Source organism: Streptomyces sp. NPDC059142, from assembly GCF_042755665.1.
Taxonomy (GTDB): Bacteria; Actinomycetota; Actinomycetes; order Streptomycetales; family Streptomycetaceae; genus Streptomyces.
Map to the genome: position 1 here is coordinate 32,643 of NZ_JBHZDA010000046.1, position 21,240 is coordinate 53,882.

The following is a 21,240-nucleotide window of genomic DNA, read 5'->3' on the forward strand; positions in this document are numbered from 1 at the left end:
GTTGCTTGGTTTTTGTGTGGTGGGGCTCCCGGGCGTCTCTGGTGGCGGTGGCGGGCGTTATCTGGTGGTGGGGGGGCTCCGCGTTTTGGGTCCCGCCCCCCCGAGCCGTGAGCGGACAGAGCCGTGAGCGGACAGAGCCGTACGCCATGGTGGTCGCGGTCCCGCGGAGGTCATTGTGTGAAGTCCGGGAACCGGGGCACGCGACCTTGGGAGAAACATTCGGTGGAATTCCGGAAAGCTGCTCCTGAACGAACATCATCGACGCGGAGAATCGACCCGGAGAATTGCCGCGAAGAATCGATGTGAAGAGCCGTACGCGTGGGTGGTGTCCGGGGCTGCCGGCCGACGGCCGGTCACCTCGTGTACGACACTGCGGTCGCTGCCGCCGGGTCCGAACGGCACGCACCCGCGGACGTGCGCGTCCGCCGGCGGATCACACCAAAACGTTTCTTCATATCATCTTGAAAACAAGGGAATGGGAACCGTGGAACGGCCCCGCGTATCTGGGTACACACCAGGAGGAGTTACTGGGACACCCGGCGAAGAGGGACCGATCCGATGGCGCTCTACACCTACGGCGGGACGCCCTCCGACGTCCTGACCACGACCGGCGGCGAGACCCTGCCCGACTGCCCGGTCACCCTGCGCGTCGCCGGCGGCGGCGGTGAGGTGACCGGTGGTGTCTTCGAGGCCGACGGGACGACACCGATCCGCGTCCTGCTCAGCAACGGCGCCGGATCCTCGGCGCCCGGGGCGCTGCGGACGTTCCTGGTCGAGGACGTCCCTGCCATCGAGTACGAGTACCCGGACGCCGCCGGCCGGATCGTACGGCGGTACCGCGCCGCCCGGGAGACCCCGGGCCCCGCTGCCGCCGGAGGAGCGGGCCCGGCCGCCGGGCGGACGGAGGCCGGGCCGGAAGGGGTCTTACCGGCCCTGACCGAGCCGGTCGACCTGTCAGGGCAGGGGGTCTTCGACCCGACGCTCTTCGGCGCCCTCGGGGACGGGGTCGCCGATGACACCGCCGCCGTCCAGGCCGCCTTCGACGCCGCCTACGCGGCGGGCGGCGGCATCGTCTTCTTCCCGCCCGGCCGTACGTACAACGTGTTCACGTTCGTCGTCTGCCGCGCCAACACCACGGTGGTGGCCCACGGCGCGACCATCCGCTCCATCCACGCCACCACCGGCTGCTTCCGCAACTTCTACGGGGACGACGCGTTCCCCGCGTACGCCGGCCACTCGCACATCCGGGTCTACGGCGGGACCTGGGACGGCAACGCCTACCGCGCCGCCGACGGCAGCGGTGTCGTCACCGCCACGACCAACATCATGACGTTCATCCACTGCTCGGACATCCTGGTCAAGGACGCCGTCTTCCGCGACTGTTCGGGCGCCCACGGCATCGAGGTCAACGCCGTCGACGGCTGCCGGATCGTGGACTGCCGCTTCGAGGGGTTCACCGACAACACCGCCGACCAGTCCCGGGTGACCTCCGAGGCCGTCCAGATCGACATCGCCAGGACCGGGTCCAGCGCCATCGGCGACTTCGACGGCACCGCCTGCCGGGACATCCAGATCACCGGATGCTGGTTCGGCCCCTCCGCGCGCCTCGGCGACTGGGGCCGCGCCGTCGGTACGCACGCCAGCGTGGCCGGCTCGTACTTCGACCGGATCACCGTCAGGGACTGCGAGATCACCGGCGCCTACGACACCGGGATCCTCGCCCTGTACTGGCGGGACTCCGTCATCACCGGCAACCGCATCTCCGGCACCGGCGCGGCCGGCATCCACGCGGCCACCGCCTCCTCCACCCCACAGGGCTGCCGCTGCCTCACCGTCACCGACAACATCATCGACGGCTCGGGCTCCGACGCCGGGATCCGGATCGCCGGGCTCGCCAACGCCCTCTGGAGCGATGTGGTGATCCGGGGCAACACCGTGCGCGCGGGCACCGGTTACGGGGTACGGACCGACTATGCGTCCGGCACGGTCGTCGAGGGCAACCGCACCACCGGCACCGGAGGAGGCGGCATCCTCGCACAGCGCAGCGACCGGGTCTCGGTCACCGGCAACTCGGTGACGGCGGCCGGGTCGAACGGCATCAACATCGCGGGTTGTTCGGGCGCCCTCGTCGCCAACAACCTGATCGACGGCACCGCCGCCAACCACGGGATCATGATCGGTGTGGCGAGCGCCCCCGGCGGCAACGCCACCGTGTCCGGCAACACGATCCGCGCCGCCGCGTCGGCCGGGATCCGGGTGACCTCGCCCGGCTGTCTCGTCACCGGCAACCAGATCAGGAAGGACGGCGGCACCACCGTCACCGGGGTCTCGACCGCCGTGACCGCCACCGGCTGTGTCATCGCCGGCAACGACCTGACGGGCAACGACTGGACGGCCGCCACCGCCCTGCTCCTCGCCGGGCCCGCGGCGCTCGACTGGAGCGGGTCCACCGTCAGCCCCGGACACAACCTCTGCTGACGGGAGGGGGCGGCAGGTCTCCAAGAGGCCGCCGATCATGTGGAGTTGGTGTGATCGAAAGGTGCGCCCACGGTGCGCGTTCGTCTAGGTTGGTGCCCCTGACCCGCTGCCGTGTCCGCCGAGGAGGCGCTTTCCGTGTCCGACCGTGATCCCCGCTTCGAGTCCTCCGCCGCCGCTCGGGCGCGGATCGACACCGGCAAGCCGCACTCGGCGCGCTTCTGGAACTACTTCGTGGGCGGCAAGGACAACTACGACGTCGACCGCGCCGTGGGGGACCACATCAAGGAGATCTTCCCCGGCCTGGTCGACGTGGCCCTGACGAGCCGCCACTTCCTCGGCCGGGCCGTCCGGTACCTCGCGGTGGAGCAGGGCGTACGCCAGTTCCTCGACATCGGGACCGGCCTGCCGACCGCCGACAACACCCACCAGGTCGCCCAGCGCGTCGCCCCGGACTCCCGGATCGTGTACGTCGACAACGACCCGCTGGTCCTCGCCCACGCCCGCGCCCTGCTCACCAGCACGCCCGAGGGCAGGACCGACTACCTCGACGCCAACCTCTACGAGCCCGAGGAGATCCTCAAGGCCGCCGCGGGCACGCTGGACCTCTCGCGGCCCGTCGCGCTGATGATCCTCAACACCCTGGGCCATGTCGCCTCGTACGAGGAGGCGCGCGCGCTCGTCACCCGGCTGATGGCGGGACTGCCGTCCGGCAGCCACCTGGTGATCAGCGACTCCACCTCCACCAGCGAGGGGATGATCGCCGCGTCGGACGCGTACAACAAGAGCGGCGCCATCCCCTACTACGTGCGCGGTGTCGACGAGATCGGCGGCTTCTTCGACGGTCTCGACCTGGTGGAGCCCGGCGTCGAGCAGGTCACGCGGTGGCGCCCGGAGGCCGACACCGTGAGCGTGGCGGTCGACGCGTACGGGGCCGTGGGCCGCAAGCCGTAACCTCCGGCGACTCGGCCGGGTCCGGACCGCCGGGGGAGCACGAGGGGGGCGACGGCCCTCCTCGCGTCCTCCGGGTCACCTCGGGGATTCCCAGGTCACCGTCGTCCCCCCGGGGGCGCCGTCCTCCCGCGCCCCGTCGTCCGTCACCACCAGCCGTACCCCGCCCGTGCCGTCCGCCGCCCGCGCCGTCGCATCGATCTCCACCTCGATCGCCGTCGCCCCGCCGCGCCGGTGCGCGGCGGCCAGCGCGTCGCGCAGCGCGGCCAGCAGCTCCCTGGCGACCCCGGGGCTCACCAGCGTGTCCACCGCGCCGCTGAAGCGCACCGACGGCCGGAAGCCCAGCAGGACCGCCGCGCCGCCCGTCTCGCGCAGCACCGTGGCGCGCACGCCCGACGGGCCGTCGGCGGGCGGCTGCTGGAGGGCGAAGATCGTCGTCCGTACCTCCTGGATGGTCGAGTCCAGCTCGTCCACCGCGCGCTCCAGCAGCCCGTCCAGCGAGGGTTCGGCGACCCGCCGCCGGGTCGACTCCAGCATCATCTCCGTGGCGAACAGCCGCTGCACGACCAGATCGTGCAGATCGCGGGCGATCCGGTCGCGGTCCTCGTACACCGCGAGGCGTTCCCGGTCGTGCTGGGAGTCCGCCAGTACGAGCGCGAGCGCCGCCTGCGAGGCGAACTGTGTGGCCAGCAGCCGGTCCACCGCGCGGTACGGCCTGCCACCGCGCTTCCGTGGCAGGGCCAGCGTCCCGATCAGCTTGCCGCCGCTCTGCAACGGCAGCATCATGCTCGGCCCGAAGCGCGAGCGCACATGTGTGGTCATCCGGGGGTCGGTGGACGAGTCCTCGATGAACACGGGGTCCCCGCCCAGCAGTTGGACCAGCACGGGCGAGCCGGGGGCGATGGTCGTGCCGACGATGTCGCCCGGGTCGTCGGACGTGGACGCGGCGACGATCTCCATCCCGCCCTCCTCGGTCGGCTGGAGCACCACACCCGCGAAGGCGTCCGCGAGCGCGCGGGCCGACTCGGCCACCGTCGTCAGCGCGTCCATCGCGTTCACCCCCGTCAGCAGGGCGTTGGTGACGGCGGCGGCCCCCGTGATCCACCGCTCGCGCTGCCGGGCCGTGCCGTACAGCCGGGCGTTGCCGATCGCGATGGCGGCCTGCGAGCCCAGGATCCGCAGCAGGTTCTGGTCCTGCTCGGTGAAGAGCCCGGTCCGCTTGTCCGTCAGATAGAGATGGCCGAGGACCTCCTCGTCGAGCTGGACGGGCACCCCGAGGAAGGTGTGCGCCGGGGGACCGCCCGGCGGGGCCGCCGCCGCGCGCGGATCGGCCGCGGCGTCGTCCAGGCGCAGCGGGCGCGGGTCCGTCAGCAGCAGTCCCGGCAGTCCGGTGCCGGCCTCCGCGAGCCGCCCGGCGCGCCCGTGCCCCGCGTCGTCCGCCCCGCCCCGGGTCCCGGTGGTGAACAGCTCGGCCAGTCCGCCGCGTTCGGGCTCGACCACGCCGAGCGCGCCGTACCGCGCGCCGACGAGGTCGGCGGCGCTGTCCACGAGCTGCTGGAGCGTGGTGCGCAGCGCGAGGTCGTCGCCGATGCCGAGGACGTCCTCCAGACGCACCGCCGTTCAGTGCGCGTCGGCCAGCGGGTTCAGGACCATCGGCTGGATCTTGCCGTCCAGCATCGCTCCGAGGCCCAGCACGGCGCAGATGTCCGGGCGCTCCGCGATGGTCACCGGCATCCCCGTCGCCTTGCGCAGCATCCCGTCGAGCCCCGGCAGCAGGGCGCTGCCGCCGACCATCATGATCCCGCTGTCGGCGAGATCGGCCACCAGGTCCGGCGGGCAGTCCCGCAGCACCTTGCCGATGCCGTCGAGGACCGCGGTCAGCGGCGTGTAGATCGCGCTGCGTACGGCGGCGGTGTCGACCAGCACGGAGCGGGCGACGCCGGTGGCCACGTCCCGGCCGTGGATCTCGGTCTCGGCCGGTCCGTCCGGGCTCAGGCCGTTGCCGCTGAGGGCCAGTTGCAGCGGGCGTACGGACTGGCTCGGCAGCATCAGCTGGTGCTGGTGGCGCAGGTGCTGGATCACCGCGTGGTCGATCGCGTTGCCGCCGACCGGGATCCGCTGCGCGGTCACGATCGAGCCGAGCGACAGCACCGCGATCTGGGTGGTGGCCGCCCCGCATACCATGATCATGGTGGCGGTCGGCTGCTCCACGGGCAGCCCGCAGCCGACGGCGGCGGCGATCAGCGTGTCGACCAGCTCGACCCGGCGGGCCCCGAGGCCCAGCAGGGTCTCGATGGTGGCGCGCTGGGCGAGCGGATCGGCGTCGTGCGGGGTGGACGCGGCGGCGCGCAGCCGGGGCTTGCGGCGGAGCTGTCTGCGGAGCTTGTCGCCGATGAGGTGGCGCAGCATCCGCTGGGCCATCTCGATGTCGACGACGGTGCCGCCGGTGACGGGGCGGGCGACCCGGATGTAGTCGGGGGTGCGGCCCGTCATGCGTTCGGCGAGCGTGCCGACGGCGATGAGCGCGCCCGTACGGGTGTTCACGGCGGCGGCGCTGGGCTCGTCGACGACGAGTCCGGCCCCCTTCACGAACACTCTCGTTCTCGCGGCCCCCAGGTCGACGGCGATGTGGCAACGGCGCAACTGCTCAAGACTGACGGTCACGGCAGGGTCTCCCGAGAACGCGGATGTGGTGCACCGGCGGCGCCGGCCCTGTACCGATCGTGCGGTCCCGGCGCGGGCTGCGCGCGCCGGGTTGCTCCGCCCGGGCGTCACCCGGCCGGCGGTCGCGCCCCGGCCGTACGTCGGTCCCGCCCGCGGTTCTACGGCGTTGGCGCCCCCGAACGTACGTCGGTCCCGCCCGCGGTCGTACGGCGATCCGGCTCCGGCCGTCGTACGAGCGCTGCCGTGACGCGCCGTCACTCCGTCCAGCGCTGGAGCAGGCCCCAGGTGAACTCCGCGACCCGGATCCCCCCGTCGGGCAGGGTGAACCGCAGCCCCGTCCGCGTCGGCGCCGTCCCCGGCAGGGGCCGGGCCGGCGGGAAGGCCCGCGCCACCTCGTCCACCGTGCACGACCAGGGCCGCAGATCCTCCGCCGTACGCAGCTCGGGCCCGGTCCCGCCGGGGGCGCGGACCAGCCACTCGTTCCACACCGCCCCGCCCGGCGCGGTCATCACCTCGAAGCGCAGGGTGGGCCAGAGCACCACCGGCCAGAGCAGCGCGTCGCACTCCAGGTCGCCGATCCGGCGCCGGACGACACGCTCCGGCTCGCCGAGTACGGAGCGGTAGCGGGCCGCCGCGGAACGGGAGCGCGGCGAGCGCACCATGGCCTGCCAGCGCCGGTTGGCCTCGCGCATGTCGGCCAGGGACACGCCCAGCTCGTGGCGGGCCCCGTCGACCAGCTCCGGGTGGTGGTCGGCCATCCGGCGCAGCAGGACGAGCTGGAATTCGAGCGGCCCGAACGGCCCGGTGGACGTCATGGCGCCATCCTGCCCGGTGCGCGCCACACCACCGGCCCGCCCATCCGCACAGGACCCTCACAGACTCGACATCAGCCCCCTCCCGGGAGCGCATAATCTTCGGGCGCCATGGACTACTGCCACCCGTGCCGACGGCACCTCAACGGAGCGCTGACCTGCCCCGGATGCGGTGCCCCCGCCGAGAACACGGGCGGCTACGGAGAGTCCGGGCCCGTGATCGACGGTGACATGGGTCTGATCGGTCACGCTCCCGGACCCGGCACCGCCCCCGGCTCCCGCTCCGGCCCCGCCTCCCGTGCGGAGCGCCGCGCCGCGGGCCGTCGCCGGCGCGGGCGCAGGGCGCTGATCGGCGCGCTGGCGGTGGTCCTCGCGGTGGGCGCGCTCAGCCTGGCGCATCTCGCGTTCGAGGCGCCGGGCCGAGGCCGCGCGGCCTCGGTCGAGGAGGACAGGTCCGTCCTGCCCGACGGTGGTTCGTTCGACGGCGACACCGACCGCCCGGCCGCGCCCGACGACCCGGGCCCCGAGGTCTCCCCGGGATCCGGCTCCGCCTCCGGCGACGGCACGGGCCCGACCGTGGACGGTTCCGCGGCCCCGGCCACCGGCGGTGGACCGGAGGCGGACCGGTCCCCCGGGGAGGTGCCGCCCGCCCCCTCCGGCGTCCCGTCCTCGCCCGGCGCGCCGGACGGCGACGAGGGTACGGACCCGGCCGCGCCCGGCAGTCCGGAGCCCGGCGGATCCGGTGCGACGGACCCCGGTGACCCCGAGGGCGGTCCCACGGGGGAGCCCACCGGGGACCCGGATCCGGCCACGCCGACCACGGCGCCGCCACCGCCCGCGCCGGAGCCGGAGCCCGAGCCGTCCGAGACCTGTGTCCGGTTCCTCTGGTGGTGCGCCTGACCCCGGTCGGGTGTCAGACCACGTCCTGGCCCAGCATCCGCTTCAGCAGGTCCCGCAGCACCGTCCGCTCCTCCTCCGACAGGCCGGCGAGCGGCGCGCGGGCGAAGCCGAGCGAGTTCCGCAGCAGGGCGGCGGTGGAGAGCCCCTTCTCCGTCGGCGCCGCGAGCTTCACCCGCCGGTCGGCCGGGTCGGGGCGGCGCTCCACCAGACCGCGCGCTTCGAGCCGGTCCACGATGCCGGTGACGTTCGACGGCTCGCACTTCAGGTTCTGCGCGATCCGGCGCATGGGCATAGGTTCCAGGGAAAGCAGTCCGAGGACGCGTGCCTGCGCACCCGTGAGGGAGTGGTCGGCCGCGGCCCGGTCGTACTCCTCGTAGTAGCGCGCCACGACGGTGCCGATGAGTTCGAGGACTTCGACGGTCAGCGGGTCTCTGCGCGCGGTGGTGGCCATGGGTATCAGGGTACCCACATATTTGACAACATGAAATATTCAGGAGCATGGTTGTTTCAGGTGGTGAAGCTTTACCCCTGGCATCCGGTCCATCCGGTGCCGGCTCGCCGCCGCTGAGCTGTCCGAGGAGGACTCCGCCATGACCGCACTTCCCGCGTCCGGCCGTGCCTGGCATCTTGTCGCCCGACCCCACGGCTGGCCGGAGTCCGGTGACGTCGCGCTGCGCGATGTGCCGGTGGTCGAGCCGGGCGAGGGCCGGATCCTCGTCCGTAACCTGTACTTCTCGGTCGACCCCTACATGCGGGGCCGGATGAACGACGTCAAGTCGTACGTGCCGCCGTACCAGCTCGACCGTCCGATGGAGGGCGGCGCGGTCGGCGAGGTCGTCGCCTCGCGCGCCGAGGGGTTCGCGGTCGGCGACCATGTGCTGCACGGTCTGGGCTGGCGCGAGTACGCCGAGCTGCCGGCGGACAGGGCCACGAAGGTCGACGCCTCGGCCGCCCCGCTCTCCGCCTATCTGAGCGTGCTCGGCATGACCGGACTGACCGCGTACGCGGGCCTGTTCGAGACCGCGTCCTTCAAGGAGGGCGACGCCGTCTTCGTCTCCGGCGCCGCCGGGGCCGTCGGCAGCCAGGTCGGCCAGTTCGCCCGGCTCAAGGGCGCCTCGCGGGTCATCGGCTCCGCGGGCTCCGACGAGAAGGTCAAGCTCCTCGTGGAGGAGTACGGATTCGACGCGGCCTTCAACTACAAGAGCGGCCCGGTCAAGGAGCTGCTCGCGGAGGCGGCGCCCGACGGGATCGACGTCTACTTCGACAATGTCGGCGGCGAGCACCTCGAAGCCGCCATCAGCTCGCTCAACCTGCACGGCCGGGTCACGGTCTGCGGCATGATCGCGCAGTACAACAGCACCGAGCCGACCCCGGCGCCGCGCAACCTCGCCCTGGTGATCGGCAAGCGGCTGCGGATCCAGGGCATGCTCGTCGCCGACCACTTCGGGCTCCAGCCGCAGTTCGTCCAGGACGTCGCGGGCTGGCTCGCCGCCGGTGAGCTGAAGTACAACGAGACCGTCGTGGACGGCATCGAGAACGGCTTCGACGCGTTCCTCGGCGTCCTGCGCGGCGACAACACCGGCAAGATGGTCGTGTCGCTCGGCGGCTGATCCGCCACCCGCCGGCCGCCCGCCGATCGAGGCCCGAGGGCCGCACCCCTGTGACGGGGTGTGGCCCCCGGGTCTTTTCTTGCGCGAGGGATTGACTCGTCCGCGTTCCGACCATAGTTTCCGGTTCGAAGTTACGGTCGCCGTTCGGTATTTCGGACGAGGCGGGCGGGGCCGTGGGAGGACGACAGAATCGAGCCGTCATGCCACCATCGCTCCCGAGCCGCCGCGGCGTGCTCGGAGGACTAGGAGCACTCGCCGTCGCCGGCAGCTTCGGCCTGGCCGCCGCGGGGACCGGCGCCTCCGCGCTCGCCTCGGACGCGGACGTCCGCGTCCGCTACTGGAACCTCTTCAGCGGCGGCGACGGCGCCAATATGATCGCCATGCTGGACGCGTTCCGCCGGGCCACTACGGATGTCGACGTCAAGGACTCGACCCTCCAGTGGGGCAACCCCTTCTACACCAAGCTCGCCATGGCCGCGGCCGGGAACCGCGCCCCCGACCTGGGCGTGATGCACCTCGGCCGGGTCACCGGCTTCTCCCCGGGCCGCCTGCTCGACCCCTGGGACATGGACCTGCTCGCCGAATACGGCGTGAGGGAAGCGGACTTCAACCCGGAGCTGTGGAAGCGCGCCGTCGTCGACGGCACCCTCTACGCGCTCCCGCTCGACATCCACGTACAGCTCTGTTTCTACCGCAAGGACGTCCTCGGGAAGGCCGGTCTGCTCGGCGACGACGGCCGGATGGTGCCGGTGACGTCCACCGACGAGTGGTTCGGCGTGCTCAAGGAGGCCAAGAAGGCCACGAAGAAGGGGCTCCAGACCATCGGGCTGTGGCACAGCGACCAGAACTTCCAGTGGTGGTTCTTCGTCGCCTTCTACACCCAGCTCGGCGGCGCCTGGTTCAGCGCCGACCACACCGAGGTCGTCTTCGACGTCGACAAGGCCACCCAGGTCCTGGAGTTCCTGCGCCGGCACATCACCGACGGGTACGCCGACCCGGGGTACGGCGGCACCGCCGGGGCCGAGCAGTTCCTCAACGGCTCCCCGTTCGCGTGGGAGGGCAACTGGTCCGTGCCCGTCTTCTCCGGCGCGAAGGTCGAGTACGGCGCCACCCCGCTGCCGCCCGTCTTCGGCAGACCGGCCACCCACGCCGAGTCGCACTCCTTCGTCCTGCCGCACCAGGCCGACCGCGGCGGCCCCGCCAACGAGGGCGCGCACCGGCTCGCCGCGTACGTCGTCAAGCACGCCCTCCAGTGGGCGGCCGGCGGCCACATCCCCGCCTACACCCCCACGCTGTCCACGCCCGCGTACCGGCGGCTCGCGCCGCAGAACGAGTACGCGAGCGCCATGGACCACCAGGCCACCGAGCCGAAGGTGTGGTTCGCGGGCTCCACCGGCGTCCTCGCCCAGGAGGTCGGCCCGCTCGTCGTCTCCTCCACGACGGGCTCCGCCAAACCGGACGTGGCCGCCGGACGGATGAGGAAACAGCTCGCCAGGCTCCTCGCCATGAAGAACCCGATGGACGGCAGGACCGCCGCACAGGAAGGCGCGGTGGCATGACGACGACCGGTGCCGAGACCGTCCTCGCCCCGGCGCGCGCGAGAACCGCCGCCGACGGCGCGGGGATCCGCCGCCGACAGGGCTTCCAGCACGGGGGCTGGTTCGTCGCCCCGTTCCTGTCCCTCTTCGTCCTCTTCGTGATCTGGCCGCTGCTGCGCGGCGTCTACCTCAGCTTCACGGACGCCAACATCTCCGGCGACGGTACGAGCTTCATCGGCCTCGACAACTACCGCGAGGCCCTGCACGACACGATGATGTGGGACTCGCTCGGCCGCAGCGCGTACTTCACCCTGCTCGTCGTACCGTCCATCACCCTCCTCGCCTTCCTGCTCGCGATGCTCGCCCACCACATCGAACGCGGGAAGTGGCTGTGGCGGCTCTGCTTCTTCATGCCGTTCCTGCTGCCGTCGACCGTCGCGGGCAACCTGTGGCAGTGGCTCTTCAACCCCGGTACCGGCCTGGTCAACCATGTCCTCGGCACCGACACACCCTGGCTGACCGACAAGGCGTACGCGCTGCTCGCCGTCGTCATCCAGACCCTGTGGTGGACGGCCGGCTTCAGCTTCCTGCTCTATCTCGCCGCGCTCCAGGGTATCCCCGCCCACCTCTACGAGGCCGCGCATCTGGACGGCGCGAACGCCTGGCACCGCATGGTCCACATCACCCTGCCGATGCTCCGCAACATCACCGGGCTGGTGATCGCGCTCCAGATCCTCGCCTCGCTGCAACTCTTCGACCAGGCCGTCGTGATGCAGGACTTCGGCCCCGGGCCCGAGAACAGCACCAGGTCGTTCGTGCAGTACACCCTCGAACAGGGCTTCACCAGCTACCGCGTGGGCTACGCCTCCACGATGTCCATCATCTTCTTCGTGATCATCGCGGCCGTCGCCCTGGGACGGATGTGGCTGCTGCGCAAGAGTGAGGAGGGCGCGCGATGACGATCGCCACGGCCCGCGAGAAGCGGCCCGCCGAGCGCAGGAAGTGGACGCCCGCCCAGATCGTGCTCACCGCGCTCGGCGCCGCGGTCTCCGCGGTGTGGACGGCGCCCCTGCTGTGGGCGCTGTTCACCTCGCTGAAGTCGGAGACCGAGGCCGTCGCCCTGCCCGTACGGTGGCTGCCGAAGGAGTGGACGGCCCAGGCGTGGACGGCCGTCTTCGAGTCCGGCAACCTGCCCAACTGGTTCGTCAACTCGTTCGTCGTCTCGGTCTGCGTCACCTTCGTCGTGGTGCTGGTCTCGGCCCTCGCCGGATACGGCTTCGCCCGGACCGAGTTCCGGGGGAAGAGCGCGCTGCTCGGCCTCGTCATGGCCGGTCTGATGGTGTCGCCCGCGGTGCTGGGCGTCCCGCTGTTCACCACCGTCCAGGCGATGGGGATGGTGGACACGTACTGGGGCATGATCCTTCCGCAGTGCGCGCCCGCGGCGATGGTCTACATCCTCTACAAGTTCTTCCAGTCCATCCCCAGGGAGCTGGAGGAGGCGGCGTTCATCGACGGCGCGGGCCGGTGGCGGGTCTTCTTCACCATCGTGCTGCCGCTGTCCCGGCCCTCGCTCTCCGCCGTCGCCATCTTCACCTTCATCGCCTCGTGGAACAACTTCCTGTGGCCCTACATGGTGACCAACAACCCCGACCTGATGACCATGCCGAACGGCATCGCCACCGTCATGAACTCCTACGGCATCCAGTGGGCGCAACTGATGGCGGGCGGGCTGATGGCGGGGCTGCCGCTGGTGATCGTCTTCGTCTTCTTCCAGCGGCAGATCGTCAGCGGCGTCGCCCACACCGGGCTGGCGGGCCAGTGAGCGGGCGCCCGGATCGAAGCGCTTCCGCGCCCCTGGGCGCCCTCGCGTTACGCCGCTGAACGGCGGCCCCGGTCTCCCCGCCCCCGCCGGTCTCCTGCTCTCATCGTTCCCGGACCCACGTCCCACCCCACGTCCACCCCCGGGTCCGCCTCCACCACCTCCACGTACCCGATCCCGTTCTCACCGTTCCATCGTCAGTTGAGGAAGTCATGACCCGTTCCGCACGCTTCACCCTGCACCCCGACTTCACCGTCGGAGAGGTGAACCCCCGTCTCTTCGGCTCCTTCGTCGAGCACCTGGGCCGCTGCGTCTACACCGGTCTCCACGAGCCGGGCCACCCGACCGCCGACGAGGCGGGGCTCCGCGGGGACGTCCTCGACCTGGTCAGGGAGCTGGGCCCGACGGCCATCCGCTACCCCGGCGGCAACTTCGTCTCCGGCTTCCGCTGGGAGGACAGCGTCGGCCCCGTCGCCGAGCGCCCCCGCCGGCTCGACCTGGCCTGGAAGAGCACGGAGTCCAACCGCTTCGGGCTCTCCGAGTTCATCGACTTCGTCCGCAAGGCGGGCCCCGAGGCGGAGCCGATGATGGCCGTCAACCTCGGCACGCGCGGGGTGACCGAGGCGATCGAGCTCCAGGAGTACGCCAACCACCCGGGCGGCACGGAACTCTCCGAGCGGCGCAGGGCGCACGGCGACAAGGACCCGTACGGCATCAAGCTGTGGTGCCTCGGCAACGAGATGGACGGCCCCTGGCAGACCGGCCACAAGACCGCCGAGGAGTACGGGCGGATCGCCGCCGAGACCGCGCGGGCGATGCGCCAGATCGACCCGGACGTCGAACTGGTCGCCTGCGGCTCCTCCGGCTCCGGCATGGAGACCTTCGCGGAGTGGGAGGCCACCGTGCTGGCCGAGACCTACGACCTCGTCGACCATGTCTCCCTGCACGCCTACTACTGGGAGGCGGACGGGGACCGCGATTCCTTCCTGGCCTCCGCGGTCGACATGGAGACCTTCATCGAGAAGGTCGTGGCGACCTGCGACCACGTCGGCGCCCGGCTCAAGTCGAAGAAGAAGATCAACCTCTCCTTCGACGAGTGGAACGTCTGGTACATGGAGAAGCCCAACCCGCACCAGGTCGAGGAGTGGGAGGAGGCCCCGCGCCTCCTGGAGGACGTCTACTCGGTGACGGACGCCGTCGTCTTCGGCTCCCTGCTGATCGCCCTGCTCCGCCACGCGGACCGGGTCGCCGTGGCCTGCCTGGCCCAACTGGTCAACGTGATCGCGCCGATCATGACCGAGCCCGGCGGGCCCGCCTGGCGGCAGACCACCTTCTTCCCGTTCGCGCAGGCGGCGAAGTACGGCCGGGGCACGGTCCTGGACGTACGGGTCGACTCGCCGTCGCACGAGACGAAGAAGCACGGCGAGACGGACCTGCTGCACGCCACCGCCGTACGGGCCGACGACGGCTCGGTCACCGTCTTCGCGGTCAACCGCAGCCAGACCGAGCCGCTGCCGCTGGAGGTCGCCCTCGCCGGACTCGGGGTGACGGAGCTGGTGGAGCACTCCGTGCTCGCCGACGCCGACCCGGAGGCGAAGAACACCCTGGAGGACCGGGAGCGGGTCGCCCCGCACCCGGGGGAGGGCACGGCGCTCACGGACGGGGCGCTGACGGCGACCCTGGAGCCGCTGTCCTGGAACGTGATCCGGCTGCGCTGACCGCCGCCGTACGGTGCCCGGCCCCCGGTGGAACCGCTCCACCGGGGGCCGGGCGACGTGTGGGGCGCCGAGCGGTGGACGGGATGAGCGGGGAGAGCGTGACGAAGTCTGCGCGAACCGTTGACGCGGAAGCGCTTCGACTCTAGCTTCCCGTCCGAAGTCACGATCAGAGTTCGAAATGCCGAACGGTCCGAACGGTTTCCCCGCACGCCGTAAGGAGAATTCGCGTGAGCCGCACCCCCCGCACCCCCCACACCGCCCGCACCCCCCGCACCCCGCGCAGGTCCCGGGCGTCCCGCAGGGCCACGCTCCTCGCCCTGCCCGCCGCCGTCCTCCTCGCCCTCGTCCCGAGCAGCGCCTCCGCCTACCCCAACCCCGGCCGGGTCACCGGCGACATCGTCGTCCACGACCCGACGATGGTGCGCACCTCCTCCGGCCAGTACCTGCTCTACTCGACCGGCGACGGACTCCAGGCCCGCACCTCCACCGACCGGATCGCCTTCGGCCGCAACAGCTCCGCCTTCACCACCCTGCCGAGCTGGTGGTCCACGTACTCCTCCGCCAAGGACCCCTGGGCGCCGGACATCTCGTACCACGGCGGCAAGTACCTGATGTACTACGCCGTCTCGTCCTTCGGGTCCAGCACCTCCGCCATCGGGCTGGCCGGCTCCACGACCGGGCAGCCCGGGAGCTGGAGCGACTACGGCATCGTCTACACGTCCAACGCGAGCAGCGACTACAACGCCATCGACCCCAACCTCTTCGTCGACGACGACGGCAAGTGGTGGCTCTCCTTCGGCTCCTGGTGGACCGGCATCAAGATGATCAGGATCGACCCCGCCACCGGCAAGCAGTACGCGGGCGACACCGCGCGCCGCTCGCTGGCCTCGCGGCCGACCGGCACCAAGGCCGTCGAGGCGCCCTTCGTGGTCAAACGGGGCGGCTACTACTACCTGTTCGCCTCGTACGACACGTGCTGCGCCGGCACCGGCTCCACGTACAAGATCAAGGTCGGCCGGGCCACCGCCGTCACCGGTCCCTACGTCGACAAGAACGGCGTGAACATGATGAACAACGGCGGCTCCCTCGTACTGGAGAGCCACGGCCGCTACATCGGCCCCGGCGGTCAGTCGATCATGCCGGACAGCGACGGCGACCTGCTCGTCTACCACTACTACGACGGCCAGGACAACGGCACACCCAAGCTCGGCGTCAATCTGCTGAGCTGGTCCGGCGGCTGGCCGACGGCGTACTGACGGGGGCCGGTCATGACACCCACCCCCCGGGCCGGGCGGACCCGCCGCGCGCTGGTCTTCCTGCTGGCCCTGCTCCTCGCCGCGTTCGCCGCCCAGCTCTCCGGGGCGGCCGGCGCCGCGGAGGGCCGCCCGTACACCAACCCGGTCAAGGCGCAGAAGGGCGCCGACCCGTGGATCCAGTACCACGACGGCAACTACTACCTGATCACGACGTCCTGGACGTCCGAGCTGACCATGCGCAGGTCGCCCACGCTGGCCGGGCTCTCGACCGCGCCGAGTGTCCAGGTGTGGTCCGACTCCACCTCCTCGCGCTGCTGCAACATGTGGGCCCCCGAGATCCACTTCTGGAACGGCCACTGGTACCTGTACTACGTGGCGGGCCAGGGCATCGCCGACTACAACCCCACCCAGCGCGTCCACGTCCTGGAGAGCGCCGGCGCCGACCCCATGGGCCCGTACACCTACCGGGGGCAGCTCGGCTCCGGCTGGATGCTCGACGCCAGCCTGCTCACCCTGAACGGCTCGCTGTACCTGCTGGGCAGCGCGAACGGCGGGGGCACGCAGAACCTCGTCATCGCCCCGATGAGCAACCCGTACACACTGAGCGGACCCTTCTCGACCATCTCCACACCGACCCTCGCCTGGGAGCGCTCCGGCGGTACGGTCAACGAGGGCCCCGAGGTGCTGCAACGCGGCGGCCGGACCTTCGTCGTCTACTCGGCGAGCGGCTGCTGGACGCCCGACTACAAGCTGGGCCAGCTCACCTACACGGGGACGAACCCGCTGAGCGCGTCGTCCTGGACGAAGAAGTCCACGCCCGTCTTCAGCCGCGACGACGCGGCCGGTGTGTACGGTCCCGGCCACAACGGGTTCTTCACCTCGCCCGACGGGACCGAGAGCTGGATCGTCTACCACGCCAACGACGCGGCGGGCGACGGCTGCGACAACGGCCGGACCACCCGCGCCCAGAAGTTCACCTGGAACGCCGACGGCACCCCGAACCTCGGCACCCCCGTCGCGCTCGGCACCACCCTCGCCGGACCCTCCGGGGAGAGCGCGGCCACCCCGTCGGCGTACACCGTCGTCAACCGCAACAGCGGCAAGTGCCTTGAGGTGGCAGGAGGTTCGACGGCGGACGGCGCCGATGTCCGCCAGTGGAGCTGCAACGGAGGGGCGCACCAGCGCTGGCGGTTCGAGGATCTCGGCAACGACACCAGCCGCCTCGTCAACGCCGCCACCGGCAAGGTCCTGGACACGGCGGACTGCTCCGTCGCCGACGGCGCCGATCTGCGCCAGTGGTCCTGGCTGAACAACCTCTGCCAGGCGTTCCGGACGGTCGTCACCGCACAGGGCGGCTGGGTACGGATCGTGAACGCGCGCAGCGGCAAGGTCGCGGACGTCGCCGACTGCTCCACGGCCGACGGCGCGGACGTACGCCAGTGGTCCTGGCTGAACAACACCTGCCAGCAGTGGCAGATCAGGCCCGCCTGACGCACGGCACCCAGCGGGAGGGACCGTCCCTCCCGTACGACTACCGGTACGCGTACCGGTACCTGTACGGGAGGGTCGGCCCCCGGGTGTTCAGGATCCGGGCCCGCTCAGCCCGCCGCCGCCAGCAGCGCGCGCCCCACCTGGGGGAAGAGCCCCTTCGGGTGGGCGCGGAAGAGCGGCTCCGTGCCGAAGAGCGTCACCCGCGCGCCCGTCGCGGACACCCCGCTGACCACCGACGCCCGGCCCGCCGCGTCGCCCGGGGCGCCCGTGCCGTCCTCCCTCGCGCGCCAGTGGCCCGACACCAGCGGTTCGCCGGTCCCGTACGACTGGTCGACGCGCACCCCGGAGCCGAGGCCCGTGAACCAGAGCGGCGAGTAGACGAACGAGTGCGCCGGGGCGCCGCCCGTGACGGTGCCGCCCGCGTTCACCACCCGGACCACCCCGTTGGCGTCGCCGTTGCCCGCGACCGCCGTGGCGGGCAGCAGCCCGGCGGCGGTGTTGAAGGCGGCGCCCGCCGAACCGAGGGCGACCAGGCCCCCGCCCTTCGCGCCCGAGCCGAGGAAGGATCCCAGGGCGGTACGGGCCGGGGCGCCGAGGTCGGCGTAGCGCAGGCCGGACGAGACGAACAGGACGTCCACCGCCGACCAGTCGAAGCCCGCGTTGAGCGTGGCCGCCGACACCGGCACCACCTCGAACCCCATCTCCCGCAGCGCGAACAGCTCGCCCGAGGTCACGGCCGCCGCGACCCGCGTACGGTGCAGCGTCCCCGAGCCCTTCTCCTTCGTGGCGGTGAAGGCGACCCCGAGACGGTCCGCGAGAACGGCCGCCCGCTGACGCGCGGACGCCGGTACGACCGCCGAGCCGTCCGCCGCCCGCCGTACCGTCACCCCCTGCGCGAGCAGGGAGTTGAGCGCGGCCAGCTCGCGCGGGTCGTCGAGCCGCAGCCGCAGATCGCCGGTCCTGGCCACCTCCCCGGTGGGGGCGGCGGCCGACACCGTACGCCCGGGGACGAGCCCCGGCGGGTGCGGACCCCCGCCCGCCTCCTGGACCTTGTCGACGCTCGCGCCCCACAGCAGCCCGAGACTCCACCCCGAGATGTCGTACATCGTGGAGACGTCCGCGCTGATGTCCCGGCCCGCGTCCAGGATCACATTGGCCATACCGCGCTTGGCCTGGTGCATGTCGACCACGTACGAACCCGCCGGGTACCGCTTGCCCGCGAGGCGGAAGCCGGTGCTCGCGCGCCGTACCCGGACGTCGTTGGCGACGAGGTGGTCCACCAGCCGGGCCGCCGCGGTCGCCGAACGCCGGCCGGCGCCCGCCGGGATCACATACGCGCGCGGGAAGTCGGTGGTGTAGACGTCCTCGGGGCCGATCCCCGGCACCCCCGGCACGGTCTCCTCGGACACCGGCCGCTGCGCCTCGCCCGCGGCGCCCCGCCGAAACGTTTCCACCTGGTCCGCGAGCACCGAGGTCCGGTGTTCGGCGGTCCACTTGAGCGTCGCGCGCATCACCGCGCCCGCGATCTCCGTGTTGATCGCGGACCGCCGCCGCAGCTCGGCCACCGGCAGGGTGTCGTACGAGCTGTTGTTGACCCGCATCGGGAACTCGACGGTGTGCGAGGCCACCGCGCCCTGGAAGGCCAGATACTGCGGGGTGAAGATCGGCGGCCAGTCGTCCCAGCCCTCCTGCTGGTCGCGGAAGGGGATGACGGCCGGCTCCACCCCGTCCTTGCCGGGGGTGTGACCGAGACCGTTCACCGCCTTTTCCATGCCGAGGGCGTTGGCGTAGGCGTTCTTCAGGAAGAGGTCGTACTCGTAGTTCTCGCCGTGCGGCGGTGTGGTCGGCTCGATCAGCGTCCCGTTGACATAGCCGTGCAGATCGAGCATCACCGCCGGCTGCTTGTCGACGGCGATCCGCCGCACGGCGCGCGACTCGGGCTGCGAACCGGTGATGAAGTCCCGGTTGAGGTCGAAACCGGCTGAGTTGGCGCGGGTCCCGGCGATCCGGCCGTCCGGGTTGGCGGTCACGTTGAGATAGACACGGTTCGACGCGAGCAGCCGGGCCGTCGCGCCGTCCTCGGCCTTCGCCAGCTCCTCGATCAGTTCGAGGGCGGCGTCCGTGCCCTCCCACTCGTTGCCGTGGATGTTGTTGTTGATGAACACCGGTGTCTTGTACGTGGACTTGATCCGGCGGTCCTTGGCGGCCAGCGCCGGGGCGCTCTCGATCAGCTCGCGCATCCGCCGCTGCTCCCGCACCTCCCGCGCGCTCTCCGGCGCGGTGACGGTGACGAGATACAGCTCATGCCCGCCCGCCGAGCGGCCCGCGACCTCCACACTCACCCGGTTCCCCAGCTTCTGGAGGGCGTTGAGCCGGGGGGCGAGCGAGTGGTACGGGGCCAGGCCCAGCTTGATCGACCGGTCGGCCGGATTCTCCGGCGGGGTCTCCAGGACGGTCCGGCGCGGATAGGCGCGGCTGTCCGGGAGCGCGGCGTCCGCCCCGGCGGTGGCCGTCGTATCCGTACGGGCGTCGGTCCGGGGGCCGTTCGTCTGCGGTCCGCTCTCCCGGGGTCCGCTCTCCCGTACGGGATGGGGCCGCGGCGCGTCCTCCCGTACGGGAGCGGCGGAGGCGGGCAGCGGCGCGAGCAGCAGGGCACCGGCCGTGACGGCGGTGGTCAGCAGGAGCGGTCGGGGTATCCCCATGCGTGGGTTTCCTCCAGTGAGGTGGACGGGGGAGGGTGATCGACGCTGATCGGTACGCAGGGGTCTACAGGCTGAGCCCCGGGACGGCAAGGGGGTGTTTCCCGGGCGCCGGTAGGGTGACCCGTATGCATGATCTGGGGTCGGGTTTCGGCTATGTGATGAAGGGCCAGCGCTGGGTCGCCGGTCATGGCCGGTGGCTGGGGTTCGGGCTGCTGCCCGGTCTTGTCACCCTGGTGCTGTACGCGGGCGCGCTCATCGGCCTCGGTTACGGCGCCGACGACCTGATCGCCTGGTCCACCCCGTTCGCCGACGACTGGGCCTCGCCCTGGCTCGGGCTCTTCCGCTCCTTCCTGACCGTGCTCCTCTTCGTCCTCGGGCTCTTCCTCGCGGTGGTCACCTTCACCGCGGTGACGCTCCTGATCGGCCAGCCCTTCTACGAGTCGCTGTCCGAGGAGGTCGACCGCGCGGAGGGCGGCGAGGCCCCGCAGTCGGAGCTGCCGCTCTGGCGCGATCTGTGGATCTCCGCGCGGGACAGCGTCCGCATCCTGGTCAGGGTGGCGCTCTACGGGATCCTGCTCTTCGCCCTCGGCTTCATCCCGGTCGTCGGACAGACGGTCGTGCCCGTGCTCGGCTTCTGCGTCACCGGCTACTTCCTGGCGGAGGAGCTGACGGCGGTGGCGCTCCAGCGGCGCGGCGTGGAGCTGAAGGAGCGCCTCGCGCTGCTGCGGGGCCGGCGGATGCTCACGCTCGGCTTCGGGGTGCCGATCGCGCTCGCCTTCCTCGTTCCGGTGGTGGCGGTCTTCCTGATGCCGGGCGCGGTGGCGGGGGCGACGCTGCTGGTCCGCGACCTGACGGGGGAGCGCGAGCCGGACCCGGAGGCCGAGCCGGACGACGCGGGGGCGGGGCCGGACGACGCGGGGGCGGGGCGGCCCGGCCGACCCCTCACCTTGGAGAAGTAGCCGGGCGCGCCCCGCGCCGCCGAGGGCGGGCCTCAGGCCCTCAGGAGGCGTCGGCGGCCACGGTGACGATCGACCGGAGCTGCGCCACGATGTCCACCCGGTTCCTCACGAACTCCGGGTCGGTCACCGTCCCCGTCGCCGGATCGGTGTTCCCCGTCCCGAACTGGAGCACCGGCGTGTGCACATGGCCGCCCGGTATGGACCGGCCGAGCCGGTCGCGCAGCAGGGTCGCCCGGTAGGCGATCTCGTTGGAGAGATAGTCCCCGCCTACCCCTGACCGAGCCGACGAGACGGTGGTCGGGGCCGCGGGGGGGCGCGCGGGGGGGGTGGGGCGCGCCGGGGGCT

General features: G+C 71.8%; 16 protein-coding genes and 1 pseudogene. 11 read left to right on the forward strand and 6 right to left on the reverse strand.

Annotation, left to right across the window (positions count from 1 at the left end; all coding sequences use genetic code 11):
• The first annotated feature begins 558 nt into the window (after positions 1–558).
• Both ACFXPK_RS18325 and ACFXPK_RS18330 read left to right on the forward strand, forming a co-directional pair.
• Positions 559–2,478, forward strand: a complete 1,920-nt coding sequence (locus ACFXPK_RS18325) for a right-handed parallel beta-helix repeat-containing protein (RefSeq protein WP_385076533.1) — start codon at positions 559–561, stop codon at positions 2,476–2,478.
• A 135-nt stretch (positions 2,479–2,613) separates the two neighbouring features.
• Entirely contained in the window at positions 2,614–3,429 is an 816-nt protein-coding gene (locus ACFXPK_RS18330) for an SAM-dependent methyltransferase (RefSeq protein WP_385076535.1), read from the forward strand.
• A gap of 75 nt (positions 3,430–3,504) precedes the next feature.
• On the opposite strand, the gene ACFXPK_RS18335 is transcribed toward ACFXPK_RS18330, so the two are convergent.
• The 3 genes from ACFXPK_RS18335 to ACFXPK_RS18345 form a co-directional block, all read right to left on the reverse strand.
• Complete coding sequence (locus ACFXPK_RS18335; protein WP_385076538.1) at positions 3,505–5,040, reverse strand: GAF domain-containing protein; 1,536 nt, start codon at positions 5,038–5,040, stop codon at positions 3,505–3,507.
• A 6-nt stretch (positions 5,041–5,046) separates the two neighbouring features.
• Complete coding sequence (locus ACFXPK_RS18340; protein WP_385002635.1) at positions 5,047–6,090, reverse strand: rod shape-determining protein; 1,044 nt, start codon at positions 6,088–6,090, stop codon at positions 5,047–5,049.
• A 254-nt stretch (positions 6,091–6,344) separates the two neighbouring features.
• On the reverse strand, positions 6,345–6,905 hold the full coding sequence (locus ACFXPK_RS18345; protein ID WP_385002632.1) for a hypothetical protein: 561 nt from the start codon (positions 6,903–6,905) through the stop codon (positions 6,345–6,347).
• Positions 6,906–7,118: 213 nt separating this feature from the next.
• Between ACFXPK_RS18345 and ACFXPK_RS18350 the strand changes: the two genes are divergently transcribed.
• A complete protein-coding gene (locus ACFXPK_RS18350) occupies positions 7,119–7,802 on the forward strand; it encodes a hypothetical protein (protein ID WP_385076541.1) in 684 nt (227 codons plus the stop codon).
• 13 nt (positions 7,803–7,815) lie between these two features.
• On the opposite strand, the gene ACFXPK_RS18355 is transcribed toward ACFXPK_RS18350, so the two are convergent.
• A complete protein-coding gene (locus ACFXPK_RS18355) occupies positions 7,816–8,253 on the reverse strand; it encodes a MarR family winged helix-turn-helix transcriptional regulator (protein ID WP_385002625.1) in 438 nt (145 codons plus the stop codon).
• Between the two features lie 139 nt (positions 8,254–8,392).
• Here ACFXPK_RS18355 and ACFXPK_RS18360 point away from each other — a divergent pair, with 139 nt between their 5' ends.
• The 7 genes from ACFXPK_RS18360 (at position 8,393) to ACFXPK_RS18390 (ending at position 17,234) form a co-directional block, all read left to right on the forward strand.
• Positions 8,393–9,412: an NADP-dependent oxidoreductase gene (locus ACFXPK_RS18360; protein ID WP_385076544.1), complete on the forward strand. Its 1,020-nt coding sequence runs from the start codon at positions 8,393–8,395 to the stop codon at positions 9,410–9,412.
• Positions 9,413–9,612: 200 nt separating this feature from the next.
• Positions 9,613–10,971, forward strand: coding sequence for an extracellular solute-binding protein (locus ACFXPK_RS18365; RefSeq protein WP_385076547.1), 1,359 nt, complete (start codon positions 9,613–9,615; stop codon positions 10,969–10,971).
• Positions 10,968–11,909, forward strand: a complete 942-nt coding sequence (locus ACFXPK_RS18370; protein ID WP_385076551.1) for a carbohydrate ABC transporter permease — start codon at positions 10,968–10,970, stop codon at positions 11,907–11,909. The genes ACFXPK_RS18365 and ACFXPK_RS18370 overlap by 4 nt, the downstream gene beginning before the upstream one ends.
• Positions 11,906–12,772, forward strand: coding sequence for a carbohydrate ABC transporter permease (locus ACFXPK_RS18375; protein ID WP_385076554.1), 867 nt, complete (start codon positions 11,906–11,908; stop codon positions 12,770–12,772). Before ACFXPK_RS18370 ends, ACFXPK_RS18375 begins: the two co-directional genes overlap by 4 nt.
• 209 nt (positions 12,773–12,981) lie before the next feature.
• Complete coding sequence (locus ACFXPK_RS18380; RefSeq protein ID WP_385076557.1) at positions 12,982–14,487, forward strand: alpha-N-arabinofuranosidase; 1,506 nt, start codon at positions 12,982–12,984, stop codon at positions 14,485–14,487.
• A 317-nt stretch (positions 14,488–14,804) separates the two neighbouring features.
• Entirely contained in the window at positions 14,805–15,743 is a 939-nt protein-coding gene (locus tag ACFXPK_RS18385; RefSeq protein WP_385006699.1) for an arabinan endo-1,5-alpha-L-arabinosidase, read from the forward strand.
• 12 nt (positions 15,744–15,755) lie between these two features.
• Positions 15,756–17,234 (forward strand): family 43 glycosylhydrolase, encoded by a 1,479-nt coding sequence (locus tag ACFXPK_RS18390; RefSeq protein ID WP_385006696.1) that lies wholly within the window; start codon positions 15,756–15,758, stop codon positions 17,232–17,234.
• A 107-nt stretch (positions 17,235–17,341) separates the two neighbouring features.
• Here ACFXPK_RS18390 and ACFXPK_RS18395 read toward each other — a convergent pair whose 3' ends face one another.
• Positions 17,342–19,936, reverse strand: a complete 2,595-nt coding sequence (locus ACFXPK_RS18395; protein ID WP_385076560.1) for a M14 family zinc carboxypeptidase — start codon at positions 19,934–19,936, stop codon at positions 17,342–17,344.
• A gap of 125 nt (positions 19,937–20,061) precedes the next feature.
• Between ACFXPK_RS18395 and ACFXPK_RS18400 the strand changes: the two genes are divergently transcribed.
• The gene (locus ACFXPK_RS18400) at positions 20,062–20,895 is read left to right on the forward strand and encodes an EI24 domain-containing protein (RefSeq protein WP_385076563.1); all 834 of its coding nucleotides are present in this window, start codon (positions 20,062–20,064) and stop codon (positions 20,893–20,895) included.
• Positions 20,896–20,935: 40 nt separating this feature from the next.
• Here the strand turns inward: ACFXPK_RS18400 and ACFXPK_RS18405 are convergent.
• Positions 20,936–21,240: pseudogene (locus ACFXPK_RS18405) on the reverse strand (pyroglutamyl peptidase); the annotation flags it as partial.